This is a genomic window from Shimia sp. CNT1-13L.2 (assembly GCF_024331145.1).
GTDB lineage: Bacteria > Pseudomonadota > Alphaproteobacteria > Rhodobacterales > Rhodobacteraceae > Shimia.
This window is the reverse complement of sequence record NZ_JANDJO010000007.1, coordinates 122,853-149,476: the sequence shown is the minus strand read 5'-3', so window position 1 is coordinate 149,476 and position 26,624 is coordinate 122,853. Positions and strand designations below refer to the sequence as shown.

22 protein-coding genes, 1 tRNA gene and 1 pseudogene are annotated in these 26,624 nt (G+C 59.1%); 19 read left to right on the top strand and 5 right to left on the bottom strand.

Annotated features, from left to right (window positions below; genetic code table 11):
• Positions 1–11: 11 nt before the first annotated feature.
• Entirely contained in the window at positions 12–881 is an 870-nt protein-coding gene (locus NNA36_RS15335) for an SPOR domain-containing protein (protein ID WP_255108598.1), read from the bottom strand.
• Between the two features lie 196 nt (positions 882–1,077).
• Here NNA36_RS15335 and NNA36_RS15330 point away from each other — a divergent pair.
• Together NNA36_RS15330 and NNA36_RS15325 are read left to right on the top strand one after the other, a co-directional pair.
• A tRNA-Ser gene (locus tag NNA36_RS15330) sits at positions 1,078–1,167 on the top strand.
• 197 nt (positions 1,168–1,364) lie between these two features.
• Positions 1,365–1,487, top strand: a pseudogene (locus NNA36_RS15325) (IS6 family transposase); the annotation flags it as partial.
• Positions 1,488–1,512: 25 nt separating this feature from the next.
• Here NNA36_RS15325 and NNA36_RS15320 read toward each other — a convergent pair.
• The gene (locus tag NNA36_RS15320; protein WP_255108597.1) at positions 1,513–1,938 is read right to left on the bottom strand and encodes a MarR family winged helix-turn-helix transcriptional regulator; all 426 of its coding nucleotides are present in this window, start codon (positions 1,936–1,938) and stop codon (positions 1,513–1,515) included.
• Between the two features lie 150 nt (positions 1,939–2,088).
• On the opposite strand from NNA36_RS15320, the gene NNA36_RS15315 reads away from it, so the two are divergent.
• The 8 genes from NNA36_RS15315 to NNA36_RS15280 all read left to right on the top strand — a co-directional run bounded on the left by NNA36_RS15315 (position 2,089) and on the right by NNA36_RS15280 (position 13,075).
• Positions 2,089–3,192 carry a substrate-binding domain-containing protein gene (locus NNA36_RS15315; protein WP_255108596.1) on the top strand — a complete coding sequence of 368 codons (1,104 nt, stop codon included), beginning with the start codon at positions 2,089–2,091 and terminating at the stop codon, positions 3,190–3,192.
• A gap of 121 nt (positions 3,193–3,313) precedes the next feature.
• Positions 3,314–4,918, top strand: a complete 1,605-nt coding sequence (locus NNA36_RS15310; RefSeq protein WP_255108595.1) for a flotillin domain-containing protein — start codon at positions 3,314–3,316, stop codon at positions 4,916–4,918.
• Between the two features lie 82 nt (positions 4,919–5,000).
• On the top strand, positions 5,001–6,215 hold the full coding sequence (locus NNA36_RS15305) for an ABC transporter substrate-binding protein (RefSeq protein ID WP_255108593.1): 1,215 nt from the start codon (positions 5,001–5,003) through the stop codon (positions 6,213–6,215).
• Between the two features lie 76 nt (positions 6,216–6,291).
• Entirely contained in the window at positions 6,292–7,158 is an 867-nt protein-coding gene (locus NNA36_RS15300; protein WP_255108591.1) for a branched-chain amino acid ABC transporter permease, read from the top strand.
• Positions 7,158–8,189 (top strand): branched-chain amino acid ABC transporter permease, encoded by a 1,032-nt coding sequence (locus NNA36_RS15295; protein WP_255108589.1) that lies wholly within the window; start codon positions 7,158–7,160, stop codon positions 8,187–8,189. The genes NNA36_RS15300 and NNA36_RS15295 overlap by 1 nt, the downstream gene beginning before the upstream one ends.
• Complete coding sequence (locus NNA36_RS15290; protein ID WP_255108587.1) at positions 8,182–8,898, top strand: ABC transporter ATP-binding protein; 717 nt, start codon at positions 8,182–8,184, stop codon at positions 8,896–8,898. The genes NNA36_RS15295 and NNA36_RS15290 overlap by 8 nt, the downstream gene beginning before the upstream one ends.
• A gap of 2 nt (positions 8,899–8,900) precedes the next feature.
• Positions 8,901–11,303 carry an amidase gene (locus tag NNA36_RS15285; protein WP_255108585.1) on the top strand — a complete coding sequence of 801 codons (2,403 nt, stop codon included), beginning with the start codon at positions 8,901–8,903 and terminating at the stop codon, positions 11,301–11,303.
• An 11-nt stretch (positions 11,304–11,314) separates the two neighbouring features.
• A complete protein-coding gene (locus NNA36_RS15280) occupies positions 11,315–13,075 on the top strand; it encodes an AMP-binding protein (RefSeq protein WP_255108583.1) in 1,761 nt (586 codons plus the stop codon).
• Positions 13,076–13,358: 283 nt separating this feature from the next.
• Here the strand turns inward: NNA36_RS15280 and NNA36_RS15275 are convergent, their stop codons facing one another.
• Positions 13,359–14,099 carry an SDR family oxidoreductase gene (locus NNA36_RS15275; protein ID WP_255108581.1) on the bottom strand — a complete coding sequence of 247 codons (741 nt, stop codon included), beginning with the start codon at positions 14,097–14,099 and terminating at the stop codon, positions 13,359–13,361.
• Positions 14,100–14,211: 112 nt separating this feature from the next.
• On the opposite strand from NNA36_RS15275, the gene NNA36_RS15270 reads away from it, so the two are divergent.
• On the top strand, positions 14,212–15,129 hold the full coding sequence (locus NNA36_RS15270; RefSeq protein ID WP_255108579.1) for a LysR family transcriptional regulator: 918 nt from the start codon (positions 14,212–14,214) through the stop codon (positions 15,127–15,129).
• A 279-nt stretch (positions 15,130–15,408) separates the two neighbouring features.
• On the opposite strand, the gene NNA36_RS15265 is transcribed toward NNA36_RS15270, so the two are convergent.
• Complete coding sequence (locus NNA36_RS15265) at positions 15,409–16,848, bottom strand: HAMP domain-containing sensor histidine kinase (protein WP_255108577.1); 1,440 nt, start codon at positions 16,846–16,848, stop codon at positions 15,409–15,411.
• Between the two features lie 3 nt (positions 16,849–16,851).
• Entirely contained in the window at positions 16,852–17,583 is a 732-nt protein-coding gene (locus NNA36_RS15260; RefSeq protein WP_255108646.1) for a response regulator transcription factor, read from the bottom strand.
• A gap of 161 nt (positions 17,584–17,744) precedes the next feature.
• Between NNA36_RS15260 and NNA36_RS15255 the strand changes: the two genes are divergently transcribed.
• The 8 genes from NNA36_RS15255 to zwf all read left to right on the top strand — a co-directional run bounded on the left by NNA36_RS15255 (position 17,745) and on the right by zwf (position 26,623).
• Positions 17,745–19,001 (top strand): ABC transporter substrate-binding protein, encoded by a 1,257-nt coding sequence (locus NNA36_RS15255; protein WP_255108575.1) that lies wholly within the window; start codon positions 17,745–17,747, stop codon positions 18,999–19,001.
• A gap of 87 nt (positions 19,002–19,088) precedes the next feature.
• Positions 19,089–19,985 (top strand): carbohydrate ABC transporter permease, encoded by an 897-nt coding sequence (locus NNA36_RS15250; RefSeq protein WP_255108573.1) that lies wholly within the window; start codon positions 19,089–19,091, stop codon positions 19,983–19,985.
• Complete coding sequence (locus NNA36_RS15245) at positions 19,978–20,865, top strand: carbohydrate ABC transporter permease (RefSeq protein ID WP_255108571.1); 888 nt, start codon at positions 19,978–19,980, stop codon at positions 20,863–20,865. Before NNA36_RS15250 ends, NNA36_RS15245 begins: the two co-directional genes overlap by 8 nt.
• A gap of 4 nt (positions 20,866–20,869) precedes the next feature.
• Positions 20,870–21,985: an ABC transporter ATP-binding protein gene (locus tag NNA36_RS15240; RefSeq protein WP_255108569.1), complete on the top strand. Its 1,116-nt coding sequence runs from the start codon at positions 20,870–20,872 to the stop codon at positions 21,983–21,985.
• A gap of 38 nt (positions 21,986–22,023) precedes the next feature.
• Positions 22,024–22,986 (top strand): ROK family protein, encoded by a 963-nt coding sequence (locus NNA36_RS15235; RefSeq protein ID WP_255108567.1) that lies wholly within the window; start codon positions 22,024–22,026, stop codon positions 22,984–22,986.
• Between the two features lie 11 nt (positions 22,987–22,997).
• Positions 22,998–24,035, top strand: a complete 1,038-nt coding sequence (locus NNA36_RS15230; protein ID WP_255108565.1) for an oxidoreductase — start codon at positions 22,998–23,000, stop codon at positions 24,033–24,035.
• Positions 24,036–24,134: 99 nt separating this feature from the next.
• Positions 24,135–25,166, top strand: a complete 1,032-nt coding sequence (gene gap, locus NNA36_RS15225; protein ID WP_255108563.1) for a type I glyceraldehyde-3-phosphate dehydrogenase — start codon at positions 24,135–24,137, stop codon at positions 25,164–25,166.
• 5 nt (positions 25,167–25,171) lie between these two features.
• On the top strand, positions 25,172–26,623 hold the full coding sequence (gene zwf / locus NNA36_RS15220) for a glucose-6-phosphate dehydrogenase (RefSeq protein ID WP_255108561.1): 1,452 nt from the start codon (positions 25,172–25,174) through the stop codon (positions 26,621–26,623).
• Position 26,624 lies beyond the last annotated feature (1 nt).

Sequence of the window (26,624 nt, the reverse complement as noted above, 5' to 3'; positions counted from 1 at the left end):
TTTCGCGCGGGTCAGTTGCTGACGGCGTAGGCGTCGGTGAACCCGGTGGCGTGGATGTTCTTCAAAAGCGTCTTGCGTTCGGCGGCATTCGAGGCCGGGCCGACGATGACGCGCCAGAAGGTCTTGTTCTTGCTGGTCAGTTTGCGGATCAGCGGCACCATGCCCGCGTTGCGCATCTGCTGGGCGGCGTTCTTTGCGTTGCTTTCAACGCTGAAGATGCCGATCTGCACATAGGGTTTGGACAGGGTGGTGGATTGCGGCGCGGGCGCGGTTTCGGCCTTCACCTCCTGCGCGGGCGGCTTGGTGGCGGCTTCGGCCCCGGCAATCGCGGCGCTGGCGGCGGCGATCGGGTCAAGCGCCTCTTCCTCGACAGCGGCGGTCTCGGTGGTGGCCACCGGAGCGGGGGCCTCTTCCGGCACTTCCTCGCGGCGCAGGGCGGTCACGTTCAGCTCAACCGGCTGACCGGCCAGCATGCCAAGGGCGGCAGCGGCATCGGCAGAGATCTGGACACGGGGTCCGGGGATTTCCCGTTCGCGACGGAACAGGGCACCGATCACGAACTTGCCGTTCGACTGGTTGCGGATGATCACGCGCTCGGGATCGGCCACATCGGGGTGAGCGGCCCAGACGCCGCCAAGGCTCGGACGGCCATCCCAGAGGCCGGCCTCGGTGACCGAGAAGACCTCGGGCGCTTCGACGTCACGTTCGACCAGCTTGGTTGTGCGGGTGTCGGTCTCTTCTGCTTCGGCGCCTGGTTTCGGCTTGAAGATCGAGGAAAGATCCTGGCCTTCTTCACAGGCGGCCAGCGCGCCTGCGAGGCCCAGTGCCAGAAGAATGCGGCCCGTGCGGGCAGTGGTGTTGCGGGAAGTGCCTGTGCTCATCGTGCCGTGCCCTTTGCCTGTGCGCGTGCTTTCGCGCGGTTCCGCCGCTTGCCGACGTTGTTTGCTGCCCTCGCGGGCTTGCGCGCAGTCTAGCGACATGGCCGCATCAAGAAAAGGCTGCGTTCGGGCATCGGCGAAATTTCCCCGACAGATTGGCCTTTCAGAATCATTTCTCTCGAATTAGGCAAGGCGTGTCGGAGGAGTGGCAGAGTGGTTGAATGCACCGGTCTTGAAAACCGACGTGGGTTAACGCCCACCGTGGGTTCGAATCCCACCTCCTCCGCCAGTTCTTCAGTTAATAATTTGAAAAGTTATCACAATTGCCGATTTTTTGTTTCGAGCCCCACATTTTCGTAAAGGTGAAACTCCAACATTGACTTGGGCATTGTCAAAAGAAACAGGCTTGAGGTGGGTAAGGTACTGACTTAACGTCGTGCCACGTTAAAACTTTCCCCTTTTCGGTATTTCAAAACCAGCCCGGAAATCATCTGCCTGGCGGGGATGGTGTACGTCCGGTTTCCCCTTTCACTTCGCATCGTATAAGATTTGCTTCACGAGCGTGGCATCGACGTGAGCCACGAAGCGGTTCGTCACTGGCGGGATCGGCCCTAAGGGGCGGCCTTGCCGTGTTTTAGTGGGCCAACTTGGATAACAAGTTTCGCAGGATTGTCCCGTTTTCGCCTTCGAGGGTCTTCGCCAGCGCACGGTCGTGTTCCTGAATGTCGTGGCGGACATCCATCATGCGTTTGCGCCCCAGGTCGGTCAGCAACAGGTTGATCTGGCGGTGGTCCTGCTGTGCCACCTGCCGGTGCACCAGGCCATCTGACACCATTCGGTCGACCAACTTGCTGAGCGTCGGCGGGTTGATCAGCGCCAGCCGGGCCAGTTCGCCCATGGTGGGGCGGGCACCGCCATCCAGAAGTTCCATCACGCGCCAAGCCTCGATCTGGACACCATGGGTTTTCAGGCAGTCGCCCAAGGACTGCGTCACCTTGCGATGTGCGGCCGCGAGGGCGTAGGTGATGTAGCTGTCAAAAGGCGTTGTTTCGGCGCTCATCCCTGTCCCCTGATCCTGTCTCGTTGGTCTCGCATGATGAATTTATTTGACTTGGAAACTAATTTCAATTGAAATGTGGTATCGCCCAACCCAGGGCATCGGGGATCACACTATGTCATGAGGCCACTGCATCCGGACCTCCCATTTCCGATGGAACTTGCCGATTTGCGGGCAGGTCGTCGGCTGAGCGGCAGCGAAACGTTTCGCGTGGCGCTGCTGATCCCCATGTGCGGTTCGGCCGGTATCTGGGCGCCATCCTGTATTTCAAGCGCACAGGTGGCGATTGCCGAGCTGAACGAACGTGGCGGTATCGCCGGGCGCAAGGTTCAGCTGATCATGATCGACGCGGCGGTCGAGGCACCGGAACCGGTCGAAGAGGTGGTCAACGGATTGATCGAGGCCCGCGCCATCGACGCGATCGTCGGCATGCACATCAGCGCCATCCGCCAGCGGCTCAGCAAAGTCGTGCGCCAGCGCATCCCCTATGTCTATACGCCGCTTTACGAAGGGGGAGAGACCACGGCGGGGCTTTTTGCGATTGGCGAAACCCCGGACGAACAGTTGGGGCCGGCGATCAAGCTTTTGCAGGAGCGCTATCGACCCGCCAGCTGGGCGCTGATCGGCAATGACTATGTCTGGCCGCGCAGTTCGCATTCCTATGCCAAGGGGCGGTTGCGAGAATTGGGTGTGCCCGTGGTGATGGAGCGCTATGTGCCGTTCGGGTTGAATTGCATGGGGCGGTTGATCGACGAACTGGCGACGTCGGGTGCCGATGCGGTGCTTTTGTCGCTGGTGGGACAGGATGCGGTGGCCTTCAACCGCGCCTTTGGCCGTGCCGACCTGCATCGCCGCATGATCCGCCTGTCCTGCGCGATGGAGGAAAACGGGCTGTTGGCGTCGGGTGCCGCCAACCTGGAGCGGTTGTTCACCGCGTCGTCTTATTTTGGTGTCTTGCCGACCGAGGCGAACGCGGCCTTCAAGGAACGGTATTATTCGATGCACGGCGACACGGCACCGGTGCTGAACGCGCTTGGCCAGTCGACTTATGAAGGCTTGCAATTCCTTGCCGGGCTGATGGGGGGGCACCACCAAAGCTGGCACATGCAGGGCGGTCAGGACAGCCTGCCTGTCCAGTACCACAGCGGCCGCCAAAGCGGCGTTCAGAGCGCCCTTGATCGCAAGCCGATCTACCTGGCGCGCGCGGATGGTTTGCAATTTCACATAATTAAAGAATTTAAAAACAGTGACTTGTGAGAAATAATTTCCAATTCAAATAAAAAACTTGAAATGGAAAATAAATTCCCTCACCGTTTACGGCAACCAAGACCCGTGCCCTTTTGGTGCGGGAAGAATGCAGATAATCGGGGGAATTACCTTGTTCTGGGCACTTGCTTTTGTCGTCGCCGTCATCGGGATCATTGTCGGCCTGTGGTTCTTGCAGCGTTTCTATGCCAAGGCCACTCTGGAAACCGCGCTTGTGCGCACCGGGCTTGGCGGACGCCGGGTTGTTTTGGATGGCGGCTGTGTTGCCCTGCCGATCCTGCACCGAGTGCAGAATGTCTCAATGCAGGTGGCGGCGGTTTCCGCGGCGCGCAAAGGGGGCGAGGCGGTTCTGACCCGCGATCAGCTGCGGGCGGATGTCGAAATGGAATTCGAACTGTGCGTCGCGCCGGACGCCGAAAGCATCGCGATGGCGGCGCAAACCATGGGAACGCGGATCGCGCGCAGTGGCGAGGCGATTGCAGATGTTCTGGCGGGACCGTTGGCGGATGCGATCCAGGCGGCTGCGGCTGAACGCAGCCTGGAGGAAATCCACCTGAACCGCACCGAGTTTGCCCGCGATGTGGCGGCCTCGGTTCAGGCGCGCGGCAATCGGCTTGGTTTGTCACTGGTATCCGCCTCGCTGGTGGCGGTCGACCAATCGAACCTTGCGCAGATGGATGAAAGCAACGCTTTCAATGCACGTGGTATGCGCCGTCTGGCGGAACTGATCGCCGAAGAGCGCAAGGCGCGTGTGGCGGTGGAAACCGGGGCCGAAGTGGCGGTGCGCGAACACCGTTTGACCCAGCACCAGCGCCAGTTGGACCTGCAACGCGCCGAACGCGAGGCCGAGATTGCCCAGTCCGAGCACCTTTCCAAGCTTGAGGCCGAGGCGGACGCGCGCGCCGAACAGGCCCGCGCCGAAGCCAAACGCGCTGCCGAGAGTACCCGTATCGAGCAAGAACGCCAGGTCAAGGCTGCACAGGTGGCCAACGACGAGGCCCTGCGGCTCGCCGAGATGGAAGCGCTGTTGGCATTGGAACAATCGCGCATCGATCACGATATCGCGCTGGCCGAGAAGCGCGCCGAGGAAAGCGCTGCCAAGGCGGCCGAAGAACAGGCCCGCGCCCAGGTGATACTGGCTGCCGAACAGGTGCAGGCGCAAAAGGATCGTGCCGTGGCCGAACGCGACGCCGAAATTGCCGCGTTGAAGCAGGCCCGGGCTCTGGAGCGTGAAACCGCGCAGATCAATAGCGATGTCGACACATTGCTGACCCGGGCCCAGGCCGAGGCCAGCGCCCGCGCCGCAGCAGCCGAAGCCGAGAAAGCGGCGATGGAGGCCGAGGCCGCAGGGCGTGTCGCCTTGAATGCTGCCGAAAACACCCTGAGCAGCGCGGTGATCGCCATGCGTCTTGAACAGCACAAGCTGGACCGCATGCCCGAGATCATGACCCAGATGATGAAACCGGTGGAAAAGATCGATTCAATCAAGATCAACCACATTGGCGGCGTTGGCGCAGGCAGCATGCAGGCCGCCGGCGAGGGGACCGACGGCGCCTTTGGCACGGCCATGGACCAGATCCTCTCCATGGCCGTGCGCCTGCCGGCGATGAAGCAGATGGGCGAGGAAATCGGGCTGGATTTCGACCCGAACATCGCCGGGCGAACGGCAGATTACGCCAACCGGATCAAGCCGAAAGATACAAAACCCAAAGAGTGACGGGCCACGTCACCACCCCAATCGCGGGCCGCCACTAGGCCCGAGAACCTTCCAACAGAACCTAACCAACGGAGGACATGACATGTCTCTGAACAGGAGAGAATTGCTTGGCGGTGCCGCCGCCCTGACCGCAGCCAGCCTGCTGCCCCGCGTGGCGATGGCCGGCGACGTGATCAAGCTGGGGTCCATTCTGGACACATCAGGGCCGTTTGACGCCTATGGCAAGCCGATGGACCAGGCGATGCGCCTTGCGGTTCAGGAGATCAACGCTGCCGGTGGATTGCTGGGTAAACAGGTCGAAGTGACCGCCTATGACACCCAGTCGGACATGGCGCTTTATTCGCAGTACGGCCAACAGTTGACCCGCCAGGACAAGGTGGACGTGGTGCATGGTGGCATCCTGTCGGCCAGCCGCGAGGCGATCCGACAGACCATGCGCAAGACCAAGACGCTGTATTTTTACAACGTGCTTTACGAAGGCGGCGTCTGTGATCGCAACATCTTTATCAATGGCGTGACCCCGGCCCAGCAGGTTGAGGCTCTGGTGCCCTATGCGATGAAGAAGTCCGGTCCCAAGGTTTATATCCTGGCCGCTGACTACAACTATGGTCAGATCACCTCGCGCTGGATCCAGAAGTTCGTCGCGGAAAACGGCGGGGAAGTGGTCGGCAATGATTTCTTCCCTCTGGATGTGAGCGATTTCGGTTCGACAATCGCCAAGATCCAAGGGGTTGGCCCCGATTTGGTGATTGCGCCCCTGGTGGGCGGTGCGCATCTGTCGTTCTTCCGCCAGTGGGCTGCTTCAGGCATGAAAGACAAGATTGCGCTTGCGTCGACCACGCTGGGTGTTGGTAACGAACAAAAGGTGCTGACGCCGGAAGAAGGCGACGGGATCATGGTTGCCTACAACTACTCTCAGCAACTGGACACGCCCGAAAACAAGGCGTTCAAAACCGCTTGGGCGGCGGCTTATGGCAGTTCGGACAACATTCATGAAACCGCGGTGTCGACCTATCAGGGCGTGAAAACCTGGGCCAAGGCGGTGGAAATGGCCGGTTCCATGGACCGCGATGCGATCATTGCGGCACTGGAAAGTGGTATTTCCATTGATGGACCCGGCGGCAAGATCACGGTCGATCCGAAAACTCACCACGCGGTGCTGGACGTGCATCTGATGGAGTTCGAGAACCAGGAGATGAAGGTGATCGAAACCCTGCCGCAGCGCCAGCCGATCGACACCCAGGCGGTGTGCGACCTTGCGTCCAATCCGAACGACAACACGCAATACGAGCTCTGACGCGCGTCGCGGTTGCCAATGGCGCGGCGGTCACTCCCCCGCCGCGCCGAATCTCCTAATTTACAAGAGGCCAAAGATGGATCTGAGTTTCGTCTTTCTTGTCGAAGTGCTCTACGCGGTGGCGACGCTGGTCGTGATAAGCGCCGGTCTGGCCGTGGTGTTCGGGATGATGAAGGTCATCAACCTGGCACATGGCGAGTTCATGATGATGGGCGGCTATGCCACCATCACCGCCGTCAACCTTGGTGTGAATGTCTTTGTTGCGATGCTGGTGATTGCGCCCCTTGTGGTGGGGCTGATCGGGCTGGTGGTGGAGCGGCTGGTGATCCGGCATCTCTATGGCCGACTGGTGGACACCATGCTGGCGACCTGGGGTCTGAGCCTGTTTTTCGTCGGCATGGCGACGATGATTTTTGGCAATACCACCACGGGTATTTCGACGCCGATCCCCGGATTTGCCGTGGGGGACTACCAGATCAACGGCTATAACTTTTTCATCATCGTGGTGGCGGTTGCGCTGTTGGTATTGCTGTTTGCGGTGCTGCGCGGGACCCGCGCCGGGCTGATTGCACGTGGGGCGATGCAGCGCTCCGACATGGCGGCGGCGCTGGGCTACAGCCCTGACCGTATCTACATGGCGACATTTTTCTGCGGCTCGGCTTTGTCTGGACTGGCAGGAGCCATCGTTGCGCCTCTGGTCGGGCTCGTGCCCACATCCGGCATCAACTATATCGCCAAGTCGTTCATTACCGTGGTGGCAGGCGGACCTTCCCTGATCGCGGGGCTGGTCAGTTCGGCCACGTCGTTCGGTGTGGTCAACCAGGTCTTTGCCTTTGCGGTTTCGCCGATCATGGGCGACGTCGCTCTGTTGGTTACGGCCGTTATCCTGCTGCGCCTGATGCCGCAGGGCATTACGAGCCGCTTTTTCAAGGGGAAGCTGTGATGCAGACCCCTGTTAGCAAAGATATCCTGACCACGCTTGTCGTGTCCGCCATCCTGATCTGGCTCGCGCCTTACGTGATCGGCACCTACACACTCACGGTACTTATCATCTACGGGATGCTGGGTCTCAGCCTCGGCCTGATCTGGGGGTTTGGCGGTATCCTGTGTTTCGGTCAGGGCGCGTTCTTTGGCCTTGGTGCTTATACCTACGCGATTGCCGCGATCAATTTTGGCGAAAGCACTTTGCCGATGGTCCTGGCGGTGCTTGTCCCCGCCACCTTTGCCCTGTTGTTAGGGGCAATGATGTTCTACGGCCGTTTGACCGATGTCTATCTCGGCGTCATCACGCTGGTTGTAACGCTGATCCTGTTCAAGTTCATCAATTCCACCGCCGGGCCGCAGTACGTGATCGGCAAGGCTCGACTGGGCGGTTACAACGGCATTCCCGGTTTCCAGACCTTGAACGTGCCGGGCAATCCGGACGCCTATATCTGGGGCGACGCCTACTACTACTTCTGCGCGGTGGCGCTGGTAATTGTCTTCCTTCTGGTGACGTTTCTCTTGCGGTCTTCCTTTGGGCGTATTGCCGTTGGTATCCGCGAAAACGAAGTGCGGATTGCGCTGATGGGCTATGACGTGGCGGCGCGTAAGACCGTGCTGTTTGGTATCGGCGCGGCCATTGCCGGACTGGCTGGCGCGCTTTTCGCAAATTGGGGGGAGATCGTTACCCCGACCTTGTTCAACATGCCGCAATCTGCCGAGATCATCATCTGGTGCATCGTCGGGGGGCTGGGCACGCGTCTGGGGCCGATCCTGGGAGCCGCCGGTCTTGCCTATATGAAGTTCCTGCTGGGTCAGCAGTCGACCATCGATAACACGCTGATCACCGGGCTGATCCTTGTTCTTTTTGTTCTGTTCCTGCCCAAGGGCGTCGTGCCGGCCTTCAGCGGCCTGTGGAAGATCAGCTTTGGTCGGCGCGGTTTCGGCAAGATGCACGACACGCGCCGCAAACGGAGGGCACGACATGGTTGAGATCGTACTTGAGAGCAGCGGATTGACCATGCGGTTCGGCGGCGTGGTGGCCAATGACAACGTCAATCTGAAACTACAGGCGCGCGAGTTGCGCTGTCTGATCGGGCCAAACGGGGCGGGAAAATCGACGTTCTTCAAATGTGTCGCCGGGCTTTTGACGCCAAGTGAAGGGCAGATCTTCATGCGTGGGCAGGAGGTCACCGGCTGGCGCCCCCACCAGATTGCTTCGCTTGGCGTGGGGATCAAGACCCAGACACCGAACGTGATGGACGGGCTGAGCGTGCGCGAAAACATCTGGATGGCGGCGCGGCGCTTCCACAGCGCAGTAGAGGCACGGGAGCGTGGCGACGCGATGATCGACCGGCTGGCGCTGGGCGCGATTGCGAAAACCGATCTCGGGCAATTGGCCCATGGGGAAAGGCAATTGGTCGAACTGGGCCTTGTGGCGGTCGGCGACCCCTGGCTGGTGCTTCTGGACGAACCTGCGGCGGGGATGAGCGCCGAGGACGTCGCCCGCATGACAGAAATCATTCACGAACTTACCCGCACCGCAGCGGTGGTGGTGGTCGAACACGACATGCAGTTCATCCGCTCGATCGCGGAAACCGTCACCGTGTTTCACCAGGGCGCGGTGCTCATGGAAGACCACGTCGACCGCGTCATGGCGGATCAGACCGTGCGGAATGTCTATCTTGGAAAGAAGGCCTGAGAATGAGCGACGAAGTAAATACGCTCTTGGAAATCAAGAGCCTGTCGGGCGGCTATGGCCGCGTACCGATCCTGCATGGGATTGAATTCGAAGTGGCCGAAAACGAGGTGGTCGGCATCCTGGGGCACAATGGCATGGGCAAGACCACGCTGTTGAAAACGCTTATGGGCTTTCTGCCAGCCACTTCGGGGCAGGTGCGGTATCACCAGAGCGAGATCACCCGGGCGCCGCCTTTTGAACGCGCCGGGATGGGGCTTGGGTATGTGCCGCAGGGGCGGGGGATTTTCCCGCAACTCTCGGTGCGGGACAATCTGAGGTTCGCCTGGCACGATTACTCCGGTGCCTCCGAGGCAGAAGTCGTGGAAAGCGTGTTGTCGGATTTCCCTCGCCTCAAACGCCTTCTGGATCGCGAGGGCGGGGCCCTGTCGGGCGGGGAACAGCAACTTCTGGCGCTGGCGCGGTGCCTGATGGGGGATCCGGACTTCCTGTTGCTGGATGAACCGACCGAGGGCATCCAACCTTCGATCATTGAGGAAATGGCCGAAACGCTTTTGGCTTTGAGGGAGAAACGCGGGCTGTCGATCCTGCTGGTCGAGCAGAACTTTGATTTTATCTCGGACCTCAGCGACCGGGTTCTCGTTCTTGAGCGCGGCCGGATCACCGGCGAGCTCAGCCGTGCGGATCTGGCCGATCAGGCCAAGGTCGATCATTTCCTTGGCTTTGGCGCCGCGCGTGCCACGCGCAGCAGCACCGGATCGCCTGTCGCACCTGCCAAGGCGCCTGCGGTGCAGGCAGTGCCGACCCCGGCAAGTTTCCCGACCGAAAACACCCTTGCAAAAACATCCGCAGGCCACGCGCCTGCGCCCCAAACACAGATCAACACGGTGACCGCGATGACCATCAAACGCCCCACATTGGAACAGATGCGCCGGATGGCGGCGCGCTTCGGCATGAGCCTGTCGGACGAAGAGCTGGCAGAGTATTCGCAAATCATCGAGCCCTATATGCAGGCCTATGACCGGCTGGATGCGATGCCCGATCACCTGCCCGAGGTGCGCTATCCGCGTAGTCCGGGGCATTTCCCGCCAGTATCGGAAAACCCGCTTAATGCCTGGTACGTCAAGACGGACATCAAGGGCGCGCCGGACGGGCCGTTGCGTGGCAAGCGTATTGCGCTGAAAGACACGATCTGCCTGGCGGGTGTGCCGATGATGAACGGCTCGTCCATCATGGAGGGTTATACCCCCGAGATCGACGCCACCATCGTCACTCGCATGTTGGACGCCGGTGCGGTCATCGCGGGCAAGGCCCATTGTGAGAACTTCTGTCTTTCGGGCGGTTCGCATACCAACGCCAAGGGGCCAATCCACAATCCGTGGAAGCGGGGGTACATGGCGGGCGGATCCTCGGGCGGGTCTGCGGCGCTGGTTGCCGCGGGCGAGGTCGACATGGCCATCGCCGGGGATCAGGGGGGATCGATCCGCATCCCGTCTTCGAACTGCGGCGTCTATGGCATGAAGCCGACACATGGTCTGGTGCCCTATACCGGCGCGATGCCAATCGAACAGACCATCGATCATTTGGGGCCGGTGACAAACACGGTGGCCGACAACGCGCTACTACTCGAGGTGTTGGCAGGCGAAGACGGGCTGGACCCGCGCCAGTACAAACCCAAAGTCTATCGCTATACCGAGGCTCTGGGGCGCGGTGCGCAAGGGTTGCGGATCGGCATCCTGAAAGAAGGCTTTGCCCACCCCACGAGCGAAGCTGATGTGGACGGGCTGGTGATGCAGGCCGCCGAGCGGTTCCGCGAAATGGGGGCGCGCGTCGAAGAGGTCTCGATCCCCGAACACCACACGGCCGTCGATGCCTGGACTGCGATCACGCTGGAGGGGCTGCAGGATGGCATGATGTGGGGCAATTCCGCGGGCAGCAATTATCGCGGGTTGTTCCTGCCCTCCATGACCGATCACATGGCTCAGTGGCGATCCCGTGCGGATGAACTGAGCCACAGTCTCAAGGCATGCATGTTTGTTGGCGAGCATTTCCAGACGCAATATCGCGGACGGTTCTATGGCAAGGGCCAGAACATCATGCGGATGGTGAACGAACGCTACCTGGCGGCGCTGACGCAATACGACCTGTTGCTGATGCCGACCCTGCCGATCAAACCGCAGGAAATCCCGCCAGCCGATTGTTCGATCAGCCTTTATGTACAACGCGCCTTTGAAATGGTCGCCAATACCGCGCCTTTCAACGGCGGTTTGCCGGCGATGAACGTGCCCTGCGGGCTTTTGGAAGGGTTGCCTATCGGCATGATGCTGGTCGGCCCGCACTACGGCGAGATGAAGATTTACCAAGCCGCGCATGCGTTTGAGCAAAGTGGCGACTGGCGGACATTTTAAGGGAGGCGGCGATGACGATATTGAATGAAAGCCTTGCAGGACGCATTCGGGGGGTCGGGCAGGGGCAGACCGGGGAAAGCCGCGCTTTGCTGGCACCGCAAGACGGGCGCGCCTATGTGCGCGGGCCGGAAACGCCCGCGCTGCGATACGTCACCATCCCGCAGATGTTGCGCGAAACCGTGTCCAAGTTCGGGCCGCGTGATGCGGCAGTCTTCACCGAAACCGGCGTCCGTTTGAGTTACTATGATCTTGACCGGGAAGTCGACAAGCTGGCCTCGGGGTTGTTGGCATTGGGGTTGGACAAGGGGGACCGGTTGGGCATCTGGTCGCCCAATCGGCTCGAATGGCTTCTGACGCAGTTTGCCACGGCGCGGATCGGAGTGGTGCTGGTCACGATCAACCCGGCCTATCGCCTGGCGGAGTTGGAGTATGCGTTGAACAAAGTGGGCTGCAAGGCGCTGGTGCTGGCGGAACGCTTCAAGTCCTCGGAATACGCGCAGATGGTGCGCACGCTCGCACCCGAACTGGAGACTTGTGAAAAAGGTCGGTTGCAGTCGGTGAAGTTGCCGCATCTGCGCCATGTTGTGGTGATGTCGGACGCTCCCGGCCCTGGCGCATGGAGTTTTGCGGAGCTGCAGGATCTGGGTGGTCCGGCTCAGCAGCTCAGATTGGATGGCATCACCGCCAGCCTGAACCCTGATGATGCGATCAACGTGCAGTTCACATCCGGCACAACGGGGGCGCCCAAGGGGGCGACGTTGAGCCATTACAACATTGTAAACAATGCTTTTTTCACGGTTGATCGCATGCAGTTTACAGAGGCGGACCGGTTGTGCATCCCGGTGCCGCTGTACCATTGTTTCGGCATGGTTTTGGGCACGCTCGGCTGTGTTACCAAGGGGGCCGCGATGGTGATGCCGGGCGAGGCCTTTGATCCGGAAACCGCGCTTGACGCCTGTGCCGCGGAACGGTGCACGGCACTCTATGGCGTACCAACCATGTTTGTCGCTATGCTCGAGGCGCTCAGTGCGAAGCCTCGCGATTTGGCGCGCCTGCGTACCGGTGTGATGGCAGGTGCCCCCTGTCCGATCGAGGTGATGCGCGCGGTGATGGAGCAGCTGAACATGACCGAGGTTACGATCGGTTATGGCATGACTGAAACTTCGCCGATTTCCTGGCAAAGCTTTACAGACGATCCCCTGGAGAAACGCGTCACCACCGTCGGACGTGTTCACCCGCACGCTGAAGTCAAGGTGATGGGCCCCGACGGGGAAACACTGAAGCCCGGCGAACAGGGGGAATTGTGCACGCGCGGCTATCTCGTGATGAAAGGGTACTGGAACGATCCAGAGAAAACCGCCGAAAGCATTGTGGATGGGTGGATGTTGACCGGCGACCTGGGGGTGATTGACGAGGACGGGTATTGCGAGATTACCGGCCGGGTGAAAGACATGATCATCCGGGGCGGTGAAAACATCTATCCGCGCGAAATCGAGGATTACCTGTTCCGCCATCCCAAGGTCAGTGAGGTGCAGGTTTTTGGCATTCCGGACGAGAAATTCGGTGAGGAGGTATGCGCCTGGGCGGTGCCCAAACCGGGTGAAACACTGTCGCCGGACGAGTTGCGCGCCTTCTGCCAGGGTCAGATCGCGCATTTCAAGATTCCGCGCCATTTCAGGGTGGTCGAGGCTCTTCCGATGACCATCACCGGCAAACCGCAGAAATTCGTCATGCGTGACATGATGGTCGAAGAGCTTGCGGCGGATGACTAGAGCGACGCCGGTTGTCGCGGGCAATGCCTTCGTGTGATCCTCTTTGGGTTTTTGCCAAAATCCGGGTCGGGCTGCTTCGTTTCAGTAGGATTAGTTGTCCCGCCGACGTCGGTTCCGTCAGAGGATGCCGACTTGGGGCGGGGCGGCAGCCGTCGCCGATGTCGCGGTTGAACGACAGGGCGTGACAGGTTTGGCAAGCTCGATGGCTTCAAAATAGGCAGGCGCGCTCATTTTTCACTCTGATGAAAGTGGGGGGAGGGGCCTTTTCCGGCCCCGCCCGGATTCAGGCTTTGACGAGGTGCCCGCCGTCGATGTCCAGCACGGTGCCGGTCATAAAGCTGTTGGCCAATATCATTACCACAGCCATTGCGATTTCGTCGGCTTGGCCCACACGTCCTACCGGCAGGCTGCCTCCGACCTGAGCGTACATTCCTTCGCGCGCCTCTTCTGGCATGCCGGAGTAGGCTTCGGTTGCAACCATCCCGGGGCTGATGCAGTTGACCCGCGCCTTGCCACCCAGTTCTTGCGCGAGCCCTTTGGCCAGCGCTTCGACGGCGGCGTTGACCGCGCCCAAGCCAGTGGCGCCCGCTGAGGGGCGGCGGCTCAGAACGCCCGAGAACAATGTGATCGAGCCGCCTTCGTTCAGGTAGGGCAGGACTTCGCGGGCGGTGACATAGGGCCCGATGAACTTGGCTTCGAGCATGGCGCGCAGATCATCTGTCGGCAGGTCACCAAAAGCGCCATGTGCCGCGCTCGAGGCCGAGATCACCAAGTGGTCCACAGGGCCCAGCTCCGCGGCCCATGCCTTGACGCGCGCCTCGTCGGTGGTGTCGACGGCAGCGACGGACACGTCGCCCTCAATTGTCGCGGCGACGGTGGTCAGCTTTTCCGCGTTGCGGCTGGCGATGGTTACCTTCGCACCCAGGCTGGCCGCCAGTTCTGCGGTGGCTTTGCCCATGCCGCTCCCGCCGCCGACGATGACGATGTGTTTTCCGCGCAGTACGCTTTCGAATGCGGTGTTCATGATGCGAGTCCTTTCTTCCCAATCAGGGGCGTTCAATTGGCTGTTGAGCCTCAAGATAGGAAAGGTGGATAAATAGTTGAAATGGATTTATGGAATGTATTAAATTCATCACATGAATTTAAATTCACTTGACCTGAACTTGTTGAAAGCTTTTGACGCGCTTTACCGCGAACGCCATGTCGGGCGTGCCGGCGCGGCCATCGGTCTGGCCCAGCCGTCGATGAGCAATGCGCTGAACCGGCTGCGGGCCCAGTTCGAAGATCCGTTGTTTCAAAGGGGGGCAGAGGGTATGACGCCTACGGCCCGCGCAGAAGAGCTGGCCCCTAAGGTCAAGGAAAGTCTGGCGATCATCGCCCAGATGTTGCGGCAGTCCGATTTTGATCCGATGACAGCTGACGGGCAGGTTTTGATTTCGGCCTCCGACCTTGCAATTCTGCGGCTCTCGCCTGCAATTTTACGGTATTTTGAACAGCATGCGCCAAACCTGACAGTGCATTTCGTGCCAATGCAAAAGAAGGATCTGGTTGCCAAGCTGGACAACGACGAGGTGACGGTCGCCATCGGAACCTTTGGGAATTTGCCCGCGCGCTTTCACCGCAAGGTTATCATGCCGGACAGTTTTGTCTGTATCGCCCGCAAGAACCATCCTTTGACGCGCGACGGGATGACGCTCGAAGCATTCCTCAAGGCCCGCCATTTCCTGATGACCTTGAACAACGACAAGATTGGCGTGGTGGATCGGGCCTTGAAACAACAGGGTAAGAAGAGACGGGTGGTCATGACCTGTGCACAGTTTGCCCTGTTGCCTGATATCGTGGCCCAATCCGACGGCATGGCAACTGTCCCGGCATCGCTGCTCCCGATTGCAGAGCGCGCGGGCTGCGACGTCTTTGACCTGCCACTGACACTGCCGAAGTGGGACAGTGAAATGGTGTGGACCCAGAAAACTGCACATGATCCGCTAGGAAGATTTGTAATCAGTTCCTTGGCTGAGGCTTCAAAGTCGATTTTCCATGACTATGGCCAATAGAATTTGTTGAGAAGTCGCGGTGCCTGCAAAACGCATGGGCTTAATGCCTGCGCGCGAGTCATTCCGTTGACTATTTTGAAAACCAGACCGGTCTGATCGCGCTCTGTATCAGTGAGGCAGGAGGGCTAAAATGTCGTGAGAGGTCCAGTGATGCCTCGCTTGCTTCCACTTCAGTTTGAGGAATGGGCGCGGATCGTCCGATTTTGTACAGGCTCACAATAGTGCGGGTTCCGTGCCAACTCAGGGCAGTCTTTCTCTCCAACCAGTGACGATTTCGCGTCAGTCGGTCTGCGCTCCTCGAAGAACGATTGCCGTGACAAGCAGACCCGGGTCCATATTAACGAAATCCAGCTTGCCGCCGTGCAGTTCGATGAGTTCAGCGGCAATGGAAAGGCCAAGTCCTACACCGCGCTGGGATTGGCTGTTGTGGCCACGCACAAATGGCTGTTGCACCCGTGCAATCTGGTCGGGTTCGATTCCGGGACCAAAGTCCCGGATGCCGACGGAAATCATTTCGTTTGAAAACGGCTTGACCTCGACCACCGCCCGACCGCCATACTTCAAGGCGTTGTCGATAAGGTTCGAAAAGGCGCGTCGCAGCTTGTCAGGCTGGCCAAACATCATACAGGTGTTTTCTGTGCGAACCGTGACATCGCCGGGAGATGTGAAAATCGAAGTTGCGGACTGCATCTCAACTTGTTCGGGTGGCGTGAATTCGACGTTCTTTCCAGTGTCGCTGTAGTCGCTGCACAAGCTTTCCAGCAAAGACGCCAGTGAGAACTGAAAGCTCTCTTCGGTTCGGGATCTGAGGCTGAGCAGGTCCAGTGCGCCATCGATCATGTTGGAAAGTTCGTCGAGATCCGCCTCGAAGCGTTCCCGGACGGCATCTTCTTTCAGAAGCTCAGTGCGCAGCCTCAGGCGGGTGACAGGCGTATTGAGATCGTGAGAAATGGCTGCCAGATTGCGTTCCTTCCGCTCTTGCTCCACCTGAAATCGCTCGGCCAGACGGTTGATTTTATCCTCGATCAGGTAGGCCTCGCTTGAGGCCAGTGGGTCCGGGACTCCCTTTATCGGTCCCTTCCTTGCAAGGCGCGCGAATGGGGCCGATAAGTTGATTGCTGGCGGCAGCAGCAGAGATAGGCTCACGACCGCGGCAACAAGCCCGATAATTGCCACCCAAGTCTGGCTCTTTCGTGCATGCCACATATCCGGCGCGGAGATCGTGAGAACGACGTCGTCAGGGAAGAAGACGTGAAGCTGGGCGCTTTGGTCTTGTCTGGCAATGCCGCGGGAAAGCTCTGCCAATCGTTCGTTGGTGGACAAGGTGACCCCACCCGTACCCAATGCGCCTAGTAACTTGGGAGGGGAGGCGAAAGACACGGCAGCCCGTGTGCGCTTGCCTTCGATTTCCAGGATCAGCGGCACCGAATGGACGGGCAGCGGCGCAGGCAGGCCTTTCGTTCGAAGCAGCTGAAACGGAGCGGCGGAGGTTCGGCCTCCTTCGGGAAGGTCCTTCCAGCTTTGCTTTTGCAGCAAGGACTGGAGCACATCTCCGGAGGATTCAGCCTGCGTCAGTGCCAGGCTGCGCTCGTACAGGTTTTGCAGCAACCAGCCGGACACGAAGGCGCCCAGCACGAAGGCCGCGATGACCAGTAAAGGCAGGCGCTGACGGAGGGAGCGGGGGAGAAACCTGAGCGCAGCAATGAGTTGATCACGCATCACTTAGTCCAAGTCTTTCAGGTCTGCACAAAATTGATAGCCTTGATTTCGTACCGTGCGAACGAAATCGGCCTCGGGCTGAATTGACGACATCTTCTTGCGCAAGCGGCTGACCAAAATATCTATTCGTCGGTCCTCCGGCCCGATTTCCACGTCTAGAATCTCGCGGCCGATGTCCTCGCGGCTCACGGGGGCGGGCAGGGCAGCAACCAGGGTCGAGATCAGTTTGTATTCTGTCGCGCTGAGAGGGACGTGAATGGATCCGGGGCCATGAAGCTTTTGGTTGGACCGATCCAGAACCCAGCCCGAAAACCCGACCCGTCCCATGGCACGGACCCGATTGCCGCCCTGGCTGCGGCGTAGCAGGGCTTTCATGCGCGCCAGAAGTTCGCGCGGATTGAATGGTTTTTCCAGATAGTCATCTGCCCCCAACTCGATGCCGTTGATACGGTTGGCATCCCCTTTCTCCGCCGAGAGTATGACAATCGGAACGTCAGATCTGTCTCGCACCCACTGACAGAACGTCAGCCCATCTGCCCCCGAAAGCATGATGTCCACGACGAAGATGTCAAAGCTGTTGGGGGGGTGTTCTTGCCCGGATTCCGCGGATGGCGACACCTGACATTCAAACCCATTGCTCTCGAGGTAGGTCGACAACAGCGATGAAATTTCTGTGTCGTCTTCTATGATGTGTACCCGTGTCAGTTTCCGCCTCCCCTTACACGCCGCAAACATTTCTGTTTCCCCAGAACAGCATAGCACGCTTTTCCCTTTGCCAATGGCTGGAAACATGGCTGTTACAAAACGTAACAAAACACCGGCTTGGCGAATAGCGGTTTGGCCTTACCCTTTTCAGGAGTTGGTTTTGCCAACACTTTGATTCTGGGAGGAACACAATGAAATCGTTTGCCAAGGCGCTCGTTAGCGCCGTTGCACTTTCGTCGGCAATCTCCGCGGCGCCGCTGATGGCCGAACCCAAGGCAGAGGTTCTGCACTACTGGACATCCGGCGGGGAGGCCAAGGCGGTGAAGGCTTTGCAAGAAGCTTTTTCTGCGCGGGGTGGCACCTGGATTGACGCCCCTGTCGCTGGTGGCGGTGGAGACGCACAGGCAGCCGTCCTGCGTGCACGGGTTCTGGCTGGTGACCCACCCGCGGCGGTTCAGATCAAGGGGCCGAATATTCAGGAATGGGCCGAGGCCGGCGCGTTGGCGGATCTGTCGGACGTCGCAGCGGCGCAAAACTGGGACAGCGTTCTGCCCGAAACCATTCAGGCCATCGTCAAATACGAAGGTAACTATGTTGCGGTTCCCGTGAACGTGCACCGCGTTGACTGGATCTGGGCCAACCCCGAAGTGCTTGCCAAGGTGGGCGCGACGGTGCCGACAACCTGGGACGAGTTCAACGAAACCGCCGAGAAACTTCTGGCTGCCGGGATCATCCCGCTGGCACATGGCGGACAGCCTTGGCAGGATGCCACCGTGTTTGAAACGGTCGTGTTGGGCATTGGCGGCGTGGAGTTCTACCGCAAGGCGCTGGTCGAGTTGGACATGGACGCGCTGGGCTCGGACACGATGGTCAAGGTCTTCGACCAGATGCGCAAGATGCGCGGCTATGTTGACCCCGACTTCCCTGGCCGCGACTGGAACCTGGCGACCGCGATGGTCATGCGTGGCGAAGCCGCAATGCAGATCATGGGCGACTGGGCCAAGGGCGAATTTGCGGCCGCCGGCAAGGTGCCTGGCAAAGATTACACCTGTGCGTCGACGCCATCGGACAACGGCTATCTGCTGAATTCGGACAGCTTTGCAATGTTCAACGTAAAGGGCGACGATCTGGTTGAGGGTCAAAACCTTTTGGCTGAACTTATCCTTGGAACCGAGTTCCAGGAGACCTTCAACCTGTTCAAGGGATCGGTGCCCGCCCGTACCGATGTTCCGCGTGGCGAGTTCGACGAATGTGCGATCAAGTCCATGGACGACATGGTCGCCGCGGCAGACGGTGGCACGCTTCTTGGGTCGATGGCGCATGAAATCGCGCAAGCTGGTGCCGTTCGCGGGGCCTTCATCGACATCGCAACGGCGCATTTCAACTCTGATATGTCCTCGCAGGAAGCCGTCGAAAAACTGGTTTCGGCCATCAAACTGGCCCAATAACACCGGTTGAGATCTGTGGCCCGCTCTTGTTTTCTGCGGGCCACGGTATCGCGCCTGATGAGGCGCACGTCCGGAGGAGACTGACTCGTGTCCCGCCCACAACTTAAAATCCTCGACAGGGTTGCCCGCGTTCTTCCACAGATCGTCGTGGCGCCAAGCTTCGCGCTGATCCTGTTTTTCGTCTATGGCTTCATCATCTGGACCGGGTACATCTCGCTTACCAAGTCCAAGATGCTGCCAAACTACAACCTGATTGGTTTCCGCCCCTACGAGCGCCTGTTTCAAATGGATCGTTGGAGCGTTGCCCTTGAGAACCTCTTTATCTTCGGCTTTCTGTTCATTGTGATCGCGATCGTGATCGGATGCCTTCTGGCGATCTTGCTTGACCAGAAGATCCGGGCAGAGGGTGCGATCCGCACCATCTATCTCTATCCGATGGCGATTTCCTTCATCATCACCGGTACGGCCTGGAAGTGGATCATGAACCCCTCGCTCGGTCTGGAAACCGTTGTGCGCGGTTGGGGCTGGGAGAGCTTTAGCTTTGGCTGGACCAACAGCGAAACCATGGCGGTCTATGCGCTGGTGATGGCCGCGGTCTGGCAGGCCTCCGGTTTTGTCATGGCCCTGTTCCTGTCTGCCCTGCGCAGCGTCGATCAGGACATTATCAAAGCAGCCAGTCTGGATGGGGCCTCACCCTGGAAAATCTACATCCGCATCATTCTGCCCTCGATGCGTCCCGTGTTCATGAGCGCGGTTGTGATCCTCGCACACCTCGCCATCAAGAGCTTCGACCTTGTTGTCGCATTGACTGGTGGTGGCCCGGGCTATGCCTCGACGTTACCCGCCAACTTCATGTACGAAATGACCTTCCGCCGGAATGAAATCGCGGTTGGTGCCGCCTCGGCGATGATCATGCTGGCCACAGTTGCCGCGATCATGGTGCCTTATCTTTACTCTGAACTGCGGGGGAAAAAGCATGGCTGATCACTCGACATTCGTTCCCGCGCAAAATCGGTCAAACGTCGGGCTTAGAATCCTCCTTTGGGCCATTCTCATCGCCTTTGCGATCTGGTTCCTCTTGCCGGCATATGTTGTCGTTGGGACGTCTCTCAAGGACCTGGGCGAAATTCGTGGCGGCTCTCTTCTGGCGCTGCCGCACGAGTTAAACTTTACGGCATGGCGCCACGCCTGGAGCGAAGCCTGTATCGGCGTCAAGTGCACCGGTCTTGAACCCTACTTCTGGAACTCGGTCATCATGGCCATTCCTTCAGTCCTTCTTTCGACGTTGTTGGGCGCACTGACAGGATACGCCTTGACCAAGTGGCGGTTCCGGGGCGCCAACGTGGTCTTTGCATTGATCCTGTTTGGCTGTTTTGTGCCGTTTCAGGTGGTGATCCTGCCGATGGCGCAAACGCTGGGCAAGATTGGGATCACCAACACGGTCTACGGCCTGATCCTTGTGCACACCGTCTATGGCCTTGCCTTCACGACGCTGTTCTTCCGGAACTACTATGTCACGATCCCTGACGAGTTGGTGCGGGCCGCGACGATTGATGGTGCAGGCTTTTTCACGATCTTCCGCCGCATCATTCTGCCGCTGTCACCGCCAATCATCGTGGTTTCGGTCATCTGGCAGTTCACCCAGATCTGGAACGACTTCCTGTTTGGCGCAAGCTTTACGACAGGCGGCGCTCAACCGATCACCGTGGCGATGAACAACCTGGTGAACACCACCACGGGCGTGAAGCAATACAATGTCGATATGGCTGCCGCCCTTATCACCGCCGCTCCAACCCTATTCGTCTATATCGTCGCGGGCCGCTACTTTGTGCGCGGGCTCACCGCTGGCTCGGTCAAAGGATAATCTCATGGCTTCTCTGACAATCAAAAATGCAATCAAGCGGTACGGCACTGTCGAAGTCCTCAAAGGTGTCGATATCGATCTTCAAGATGGAGAGTTCCTTGTTTTGCTGGGCGCGTCGGGATGCGGCAAGTCCACCTTGCTGAACATGATCGCCGGTCTGGAAACCGTCACCGAAGGCGAGATTCTGATTGGTGACCGGGTCATCAATGACGTTCACCCCAAGGACCGCGATATCGCGATGGTGTTCCAGTCTTATGCGCTCTATCCGAACATGACGGTTGGCAAGAACATCGCATTCGGTCTTGAAATGCGGGGTGTGCCCAAGGCCGAGCGCGATGCGGCGGTTCTGGAAGTCGCAAAGACGCTTCAGATGGATCACCTGCTGGACCGCAAACCCAGCCAGTTGTCCGGCGGTCAACGCCAGCGCGTCGCAATGGGGCGCGCCCTGGTGCGCCGCCCCGAGGTGTTCCTTTTCGACGAACCGCTGTCTAACCTGGATGCCAAACTGCGGCTGGAAATGCGGACCGAGATCAAGCGGCTTCACAAGCGCCTGAATGCGACCATGGTCTATGTGACACATGACCAGATCGAAGCGCTGACGCTGGCGGATCGGATCGCGATCCTGAAGGATGGCGAAGTGCAACAGCTGGCGAGCCCGGCTGAAATCTATGACCGGCCAAAGAACATGTTTGTAGCCGGGCTTGTCGGGTCGCCGCCGATGAATTTTATTCGGGCCACCGTTGCGCGTACCGAAAAGGGCTATGGCGCGGAAATCTCGGTGCGTGCCGATGGCAGCGACCAGCCCGTGCTGTTGGATCTGACGGACCACCCAACCGATCTTGCACCGCATGTTGGCAGAGAGATTGTCATCGGGCTGCGCCCCGAAGCGATCACTCAGGCCGGTAACGGCAGTCAGGGAACGCAGAGTTTCATGTCCGAGATCGATGTGACCGAAGCCACCGGTGCTGACACGCTTTGTGTACTGACGTGGAATGGCAAGGAAGTCATGGCGCGGGTCAGCTCGGGTTATGCCCAGATCATTGAGGGTACAATGGAGTTCTCGATAGATATGTCGCGGGCCACCTTGTTCGATCCCGAGACGGAAATGCGGCTGGACTGAGTGCTCGTGCAAAGCACGCAAGGAACCAGGGGACACCCATGTGGAATCTCGTAGCTGATGTCGGCGGAACCAACATGCGCCTTGCGGCAATTTCGACCGCGGGAACGATTGTTGATCAACAGTCGTTCCACTCGAAAGGCGACTTGGACTTCCTCGAGGTATGTGACGCGTTTATCGAGGGGCACGCCACCCGGCCGGAAGGCGCAGTGGTCGCTGCGGCCGGTGTCGTTTCGAATGGCAATGTGCGCCTGACGAACTCGGGACAAAGTTTTTCGGAGGCGGAACTTGCCGGCATATGCAGCACGCAAAACGTCAAGATCCTGAACGATTTCGAAGCCGCGGCCTGGTCTCTTGCAACTGTCAGCGAGACAGACGTTAACCGTTTGCAGGGGGGGGCCTCGGAGCCTCAGGCGTCAAGGTTGATCATCGGCCCGGGTACAGGGTTGGGGGTTGGGGCCATGGTTTGGGCGCATGGTCAGCCACACGTTATTCCGGGGGAAGGCGGCCATGTCAGCATAGCGCCGCAATCTGTCGAGGAGATTGCCTATTTTGAAGAACTGATCGCGCTCTGGCCCGAAGTACAGATTGGCGATGGCCTTGCCATGGAGGCTGAAGCGATCCTGTCGGGAACAGGCATTCCTGTTCTGTATCAGGCCATTGCCCGCGCGAGGGGGGAGGATTGCGCGCCCAAGGCTGCCGAAGCCGTATTCGCATCCGCCAAAGGGTTCGAAGATGAAAACGCGCTTATTGCGACGCGCCTGTTCAAACGCTTTCTTGGCCAGTTGGCAGGTGATCTGTCTCTGGTTTTCAATGCCAGAGGGGGCGTGTTCCTTACTGGCGGTGTTGCCCTCTCGAACCCCTGGATCTTCGATCAGGAGTTTCTGGATGCGTTTAACGCAGGTGGTCGCCATAGCCCATGGCGCGCGGCCATGCCGGTCAGTCTCTACCTGAACAAAGACTTCGGCCTTCTTGGGGCCAGAAACTACATTTCAACGCGTTGAGAGTGTCAAACATGTCTGAAATAAGAGTTGGTCTTTTGGGGTATGGCAATGCGGGGCGGATCTTCCACGCCCCCCTGATCATGTCTGAACCAAGGATGACACTTTGCCAGATCGGAAGCCGTCAGTTCGCTGACAAAAAGCTGCCAAAGGGCGTGGGGGGAGCCCCGATTGACGAGGTTCTGGAGAACCCGGATATTGATCTGATTGTGGTTGCCACCCCGAATGACAGCCACGCCGCGCTCGCGAAACAGGCCCTGCTGAATGGCAAACACGTGGTCGTCGACAAGCCCTTTGCATTGGATGCAAATGAAGCGGCAGAGGTCGTGCAGCTTGCAAATCAACATGAAAAACTGCTGAGCGTCTTTCAAAACCGCCGTTGGGATGGAGGTTTCTTAACCGCCCGAAAAACAATGGAAAAAGGTGTTCTCGGGCCGGTGAGTTACGGCGAGTTCCATTTTGACCGCTATAGCCCTGAAATCAAGGATCGTTGGCGCGAGTGGGACACGCCGGGTGCGGGCATCCTTTATGATCTTGGGCCGCATCTCCTCGACCAGATTTTCCATATGTTCGGCATGCCCGATGCTTTGACCGCGAACGTCGCGCGACAACGACCGGGGGCGATTGTGGAGGATTTCTTCCACATAGTTCTCGAGTTCGGCACGTCTCGGATCGTGGCCCATGCCAGTTCTCTCATGCCGGATCACGCGCCTCGTATTGCACTTTATGGTCAGGATGCGAGTTTCTTCCAGTTCGGATTTGATGGGCAAGAAGAGGCCTTGAAGAACGGAAGCCGCCCGGGCAGTCCCGGGTGGGGAGAGACACCGGGGGGATACTCATATCTTCTTGAGGCGAATGGTTCGCGGCGCGATATCCCGCTTTCCTTGGGGCAGTACGAAGCCTTCTATGCAGGGATCGCCGACGCGATAGACAAGGCTACCCGACCGGATGTGACCGGCCTTCAGGCCTTGAAGGTGATGCGCGTTCTGGATGCCGCGGCACAGTCCGCCCGTACTGGCCACAGGGTCACCCTGCAAACAACACCTGGGTGACACATGAAACTCCCGATTTCAGCGCTCGCCAGCCCAGAAATGTTAGCGCTATCATTTTTCGTCCACTTTGTGTAGAGACACCGAAAGGAGACCAATGACATGACAGTACGAATTGCCATCAATGGGTTCGGTCGAATAGGCCGCGGCGTGCTGCGCGCTCTGATCGAACAGGATGCCGGGGATATCAAGGTTGTCGCGATCAACGACTTGGCTCCTGCCGAAACCATTGCGCACCTCCTTAAATTCGACAGCGTGCATGGGCGGCTGGGGACCCGTGTTTTGGTTGATGGGGATCAGATGATCGTCGGCAACCAAAGCATCCGCCTGACGTCGGTCCGCAATCCTGAAGACTTGCCCTGGACCGACGTGGACGTGGCCTATGAATGCACGGGGTTGTTTACAGACCGCGATCAGGCCGCGCGCCACTTGCAGAACGGGTCCAAGCGGGTTCTAATTTCGGCGCCCGGCCAAGATGCTGATCGCACGGTGGTTTACGGCGTCAATCATGCAGACCTGACATCTGATGACGTCATTGTCTCAAACGCATCCTGCACGACAAATTGCCTTGCCCCGTTGGCTATGGTTCTGGACCGGGCTTTCGGTATCAAGACCGGGTATATGACCACGATCCATGCCTTTACCGGCGATCAGCCGAGCCACGACACGAGCCACAAGGATCTGTACCGAGCGCGCGCTGCGTCAATCTCGATGGTGCCGACCTCGACAGGGGCAGCGCGGGCGATCTCGCTGGTCCTGCCCCAACTCGCGGGCAAGCTCGAAGGGTCTGCAGTGCGCGTCCCTACGCCAAATGTGTCCATGGTGGACCTGTCCTTTCTGCCGGAAACCAAAGTTACCCGCGATCAGGTCAATGAGGCCGTTGCCAAGGCCTCGCAGGGTGCGTTGCAAGGCATTCTGGCATACGAAGACGACCCATTGGTCTCGGTTGATTTCAACCACGATCCGCATTCTTCGTGTTTTGCAGCGGCGCAAACCTCGGTCACGCTGGATGGCATGGTTCGCGTCGTGAGCTGGTATGACAATGAATGGGGTTTCTCGAACCGGATGATCGATACAGGGCGCCGCATTGGCGCGCTTTTGCGGTCGGATGAAAACTTCAAGATGGCGGGTTAGAAACGATGGTCTCCCGCGTTATCCCCGTCGATGCCTTCGATCTTGTCCTGTTTGGAGCAACCGGTGATCTTGCCCGCCGCAAAATTCTGCCGGGGCTTTTCCATCGCTTTGTCGTGGGGCAGATGCCGCAGGAGGCGCGCATTATTGGCTCGGCGCGCAGTGCAATGGCGCGCGACGCATTTGTCGCGCTCACACGAGAGAGCCTCCTTGAGTTTTCACCAACAGCCAGGGAACAGGGTGAGGCCCTGGAACGGTTCCTGGAAACGATTAACTATGTCCAAGTGGATGCCTCCGGGGAAGAGGGCTGGCAAACTTTGGCCAAGGCTCTTCGTGCCGGAACCGTGCGCGCCTTTTACTTGTCCGTGTCGCCGTCGTTGTTTGGCCCGATCGCCAGAAATCTGAAGGAACACGGGATCGCAACGGACCAAAGCCGGATCGTGGTCGAGAAACCCTTTGGGCACGATCTTGCTTCGGCGCGCGTTCTGAATGCCGAGTTGCTGCAGAACTTTGACGAGCAGCAGATCTTTCGCATCGACCACTACCTAGGGAAGGAAACCGTTCAGAACCTGATGGCTTTGCGATTTGCCAACTCTTTGTGGGAGCCACTTTGGAACGCCACGCATGTGGATCATGTTCAGATCACCGTTGCCGAAAGCCTGGGTGTCGAAGGGCGGGGCGAGTACTACGATCGTTCAGGAGCGATGCGGGATATGGTGCAAAACCACCTGATGCAGCTTCTATGTCTGATCGCGATGGAGCCACCTTCGAAGTTCACGTCAGATTCTGTTCGTGATGAAAAGGTCAAGGTGATTGAGGCGCTGGAACCTGTTGCCCAATCCGACATCGTCCGGGGGCAATACCGTGCACGTGATGGAAACGGAAGCTATCGCGACCACGCTGGCGACCCGAACAGCACGACGGAAAGCTTCATCGCCATCAAGGTCAACATTGGCAATTGGCGCTGGGCCGGGACGCCGTTCTATCTGCGCACGGGCAAGAAGCTGCGTGCGCGTACATCCGAAATTGCCATCGTGTTCCGTGACCCTCCCCACATGATTTTCCCCAAGATGGAAGGTCGGCGGGGTAACGCAATGATCCTTCGGTTGCAGCCAGACGAAGGCATCACCCTGCGCAACACGATCAAGGAGCCGGGTCCTGGCGGTTTCCGCCTTGCGGAAGTGACGATGGACATGACCTTTGCCGATGCCCTCACACAGGATGCCGCCCCCCAGGATGCCTATGAGCGTTTGATCATGGACGTCATTCGCGGCGACCAGACCCTGTTCATGCGGGGGGATGAGGTTGAGGCTGCCTGGGCCTGGACCGACCCTTTGATTGAAGGCTGGCAGGACGCTGGGCTGAAACCTGCACCCTATGATCCCGGCGGCTCGGGCCCCGAGGATTCCCTTATGCTGCTACACCGCGAAGGACGGCGGTGGCGCGAGATCGAGGAATGAC

What these genes read in the sequence shown, in the direction of transcription:
- NNA36_RS15240 (WP_255108569.1), top strand. Translation starts at nt 20,870, where the DNA reads ATGGCTTCTCTGACAATCAAAAATGCAATCAAGCGGTACGGCACTGTC.
- NNA36_RS15255 (WP_255108575.1), top strand. Translation starts at nt 17,745, where the DNA reads ATGAAATCGTTTGCCAAGGCGCTCGTTAGCGCCGTTGCACTTTCGTCG.
- NNA36_RS15280 (WP_255108583.1), top strand. Translation starts at nt 11,315, where the DNA reads ATGACGATATTGAATGAAAGCCTTGCAGGACGCATTCGGGGGGTCGGG.
- NNA36_RS15230 (WP_255108565.1), top strand. Translation starts at nt 22,998, where the DNA reads ATGTCTGAAATAAGAGTTGGTCTTTTGGGGTATGGCAATGCGGGGCGG.
- gap (WP_255108563.1), top strand. Translation starts at nt 24,135, where the DNA reads ATGACAGTACGAATTGCCATCAATGGGTTCGGTCGAATAGGCCGCGGC.
- zwf (WP_255108561.1), top strand. Translation starts at nt 25,172, where the DNA reads ATGGTCTCCCGCGTTATCCCCGTCGATGCCTTCGATCTTGTCCTGTTT.
- NNA36_RS15300 (WP_255108591.1), top strand. Translation starts at nt 6,292, where the DNA reads ATGGATCTGAGTTTCGTCTTTCTTGTCGAAGTGCTCTACGCGGTGGCG.
- NNA36_RS15285 (WP_255108585.1), top strand. Translation starts at nt 8,901, where the DNA reads ATGAGCGACGAAGTAAATACGCTCTTGGAAATCAAGAGCCTGTCGGGC.
- NNA36_RS15275 (WP_255108581.1), bottom strand. Translation starts at nt 14,099, where the DNA reads ATGAACACCGCATTCGAAAGCGTACTGCGCGGAAAACACATCGTCATC.
- NNA36_RS15235 (WP_255108567.1), top strand. Translation starts at nt 22,024, where the DNA reads ATGTGGAATCTCGTAGCTGATGTCGGCGGAACCAACATGCGCCTTGCG.
- NNA36_RS15305 (WP_255108593.1), top strand. Translation starts at nt 5,001, where the DNA reads ATGTCTCTGAACAGGAGAGAATTGCTTGGCGGTGCCGCCGCCCTGACC.
- NNA36_RS15335 (WP_255108598.1), bottom strand. Translation starts at nt 881, where the DNA reads ATGAGCACAGGCACTTCCCGCAACACCACTGCCCGCACGGGCCGCATT.
- NNA36_RS15315 (WP_255108596.1), top strand. Translation starts at nt 2,089, where the DNA reads ATGGAACTTGCCGATTTGCGGGCAGGTCGTCGGCTGAGCGGCAGCGAA.
- NNA36_RS15265 (WP_255108577.1), bottom strand. Translation starts at nt 16,848, where the DNA reads ATGCGTGATCAACTCATTGCTGCGCTCAGGTTTCTCCCCCGCTCCCTC.
- NNA36_RS15245 (WP_255108571.1), top strand. Translation starts at nt 19,978, where the DNA reads ATGGCTGATCACTCGACATTCGTTCCCGCGCAAAATCGGTCAAACGTC.
- NNA36_RS15270 (WP_255108579.1), top strand. Translation starts at nt 14,212, where the DNA reads ATGAATTTAAATTCACTTGACCTGAACTTGTTGAAAGCTTTTGACGCG.
- NNA36_RS15320 (WP_255108597.1), bottom strand. Translation starts at nt 1,938, where the DNA reads ATGAGCGCCGAAACAACGCCTTTTGACAGCTACATCACCTACGCCCTC.
- NNA36_RS15295 (WP_255108589.1), top strand. Translation starts at nt 7,158, where the DNA reads ATGCAGACCCCTGTTAGCAAAGATATCCTGACCACGCTTGTCGTGTCC.
- NNA36_RS15290 (WP_255108587.1), top strand. Translation starts at nt 8,182, where the DNA reads ATGGTTGAGATCGTACTTGAGAGCAGCGGATTGACCATGCGGTTCGGC.
- NNA36_RS15260 (WP_255108646.1), bottom strand. Translation starts at nt 17,583, where the DNA reads ATGTTTGCGGCGTGTAAGGGGAGGCGGAAACTGACACGGGTACACATC.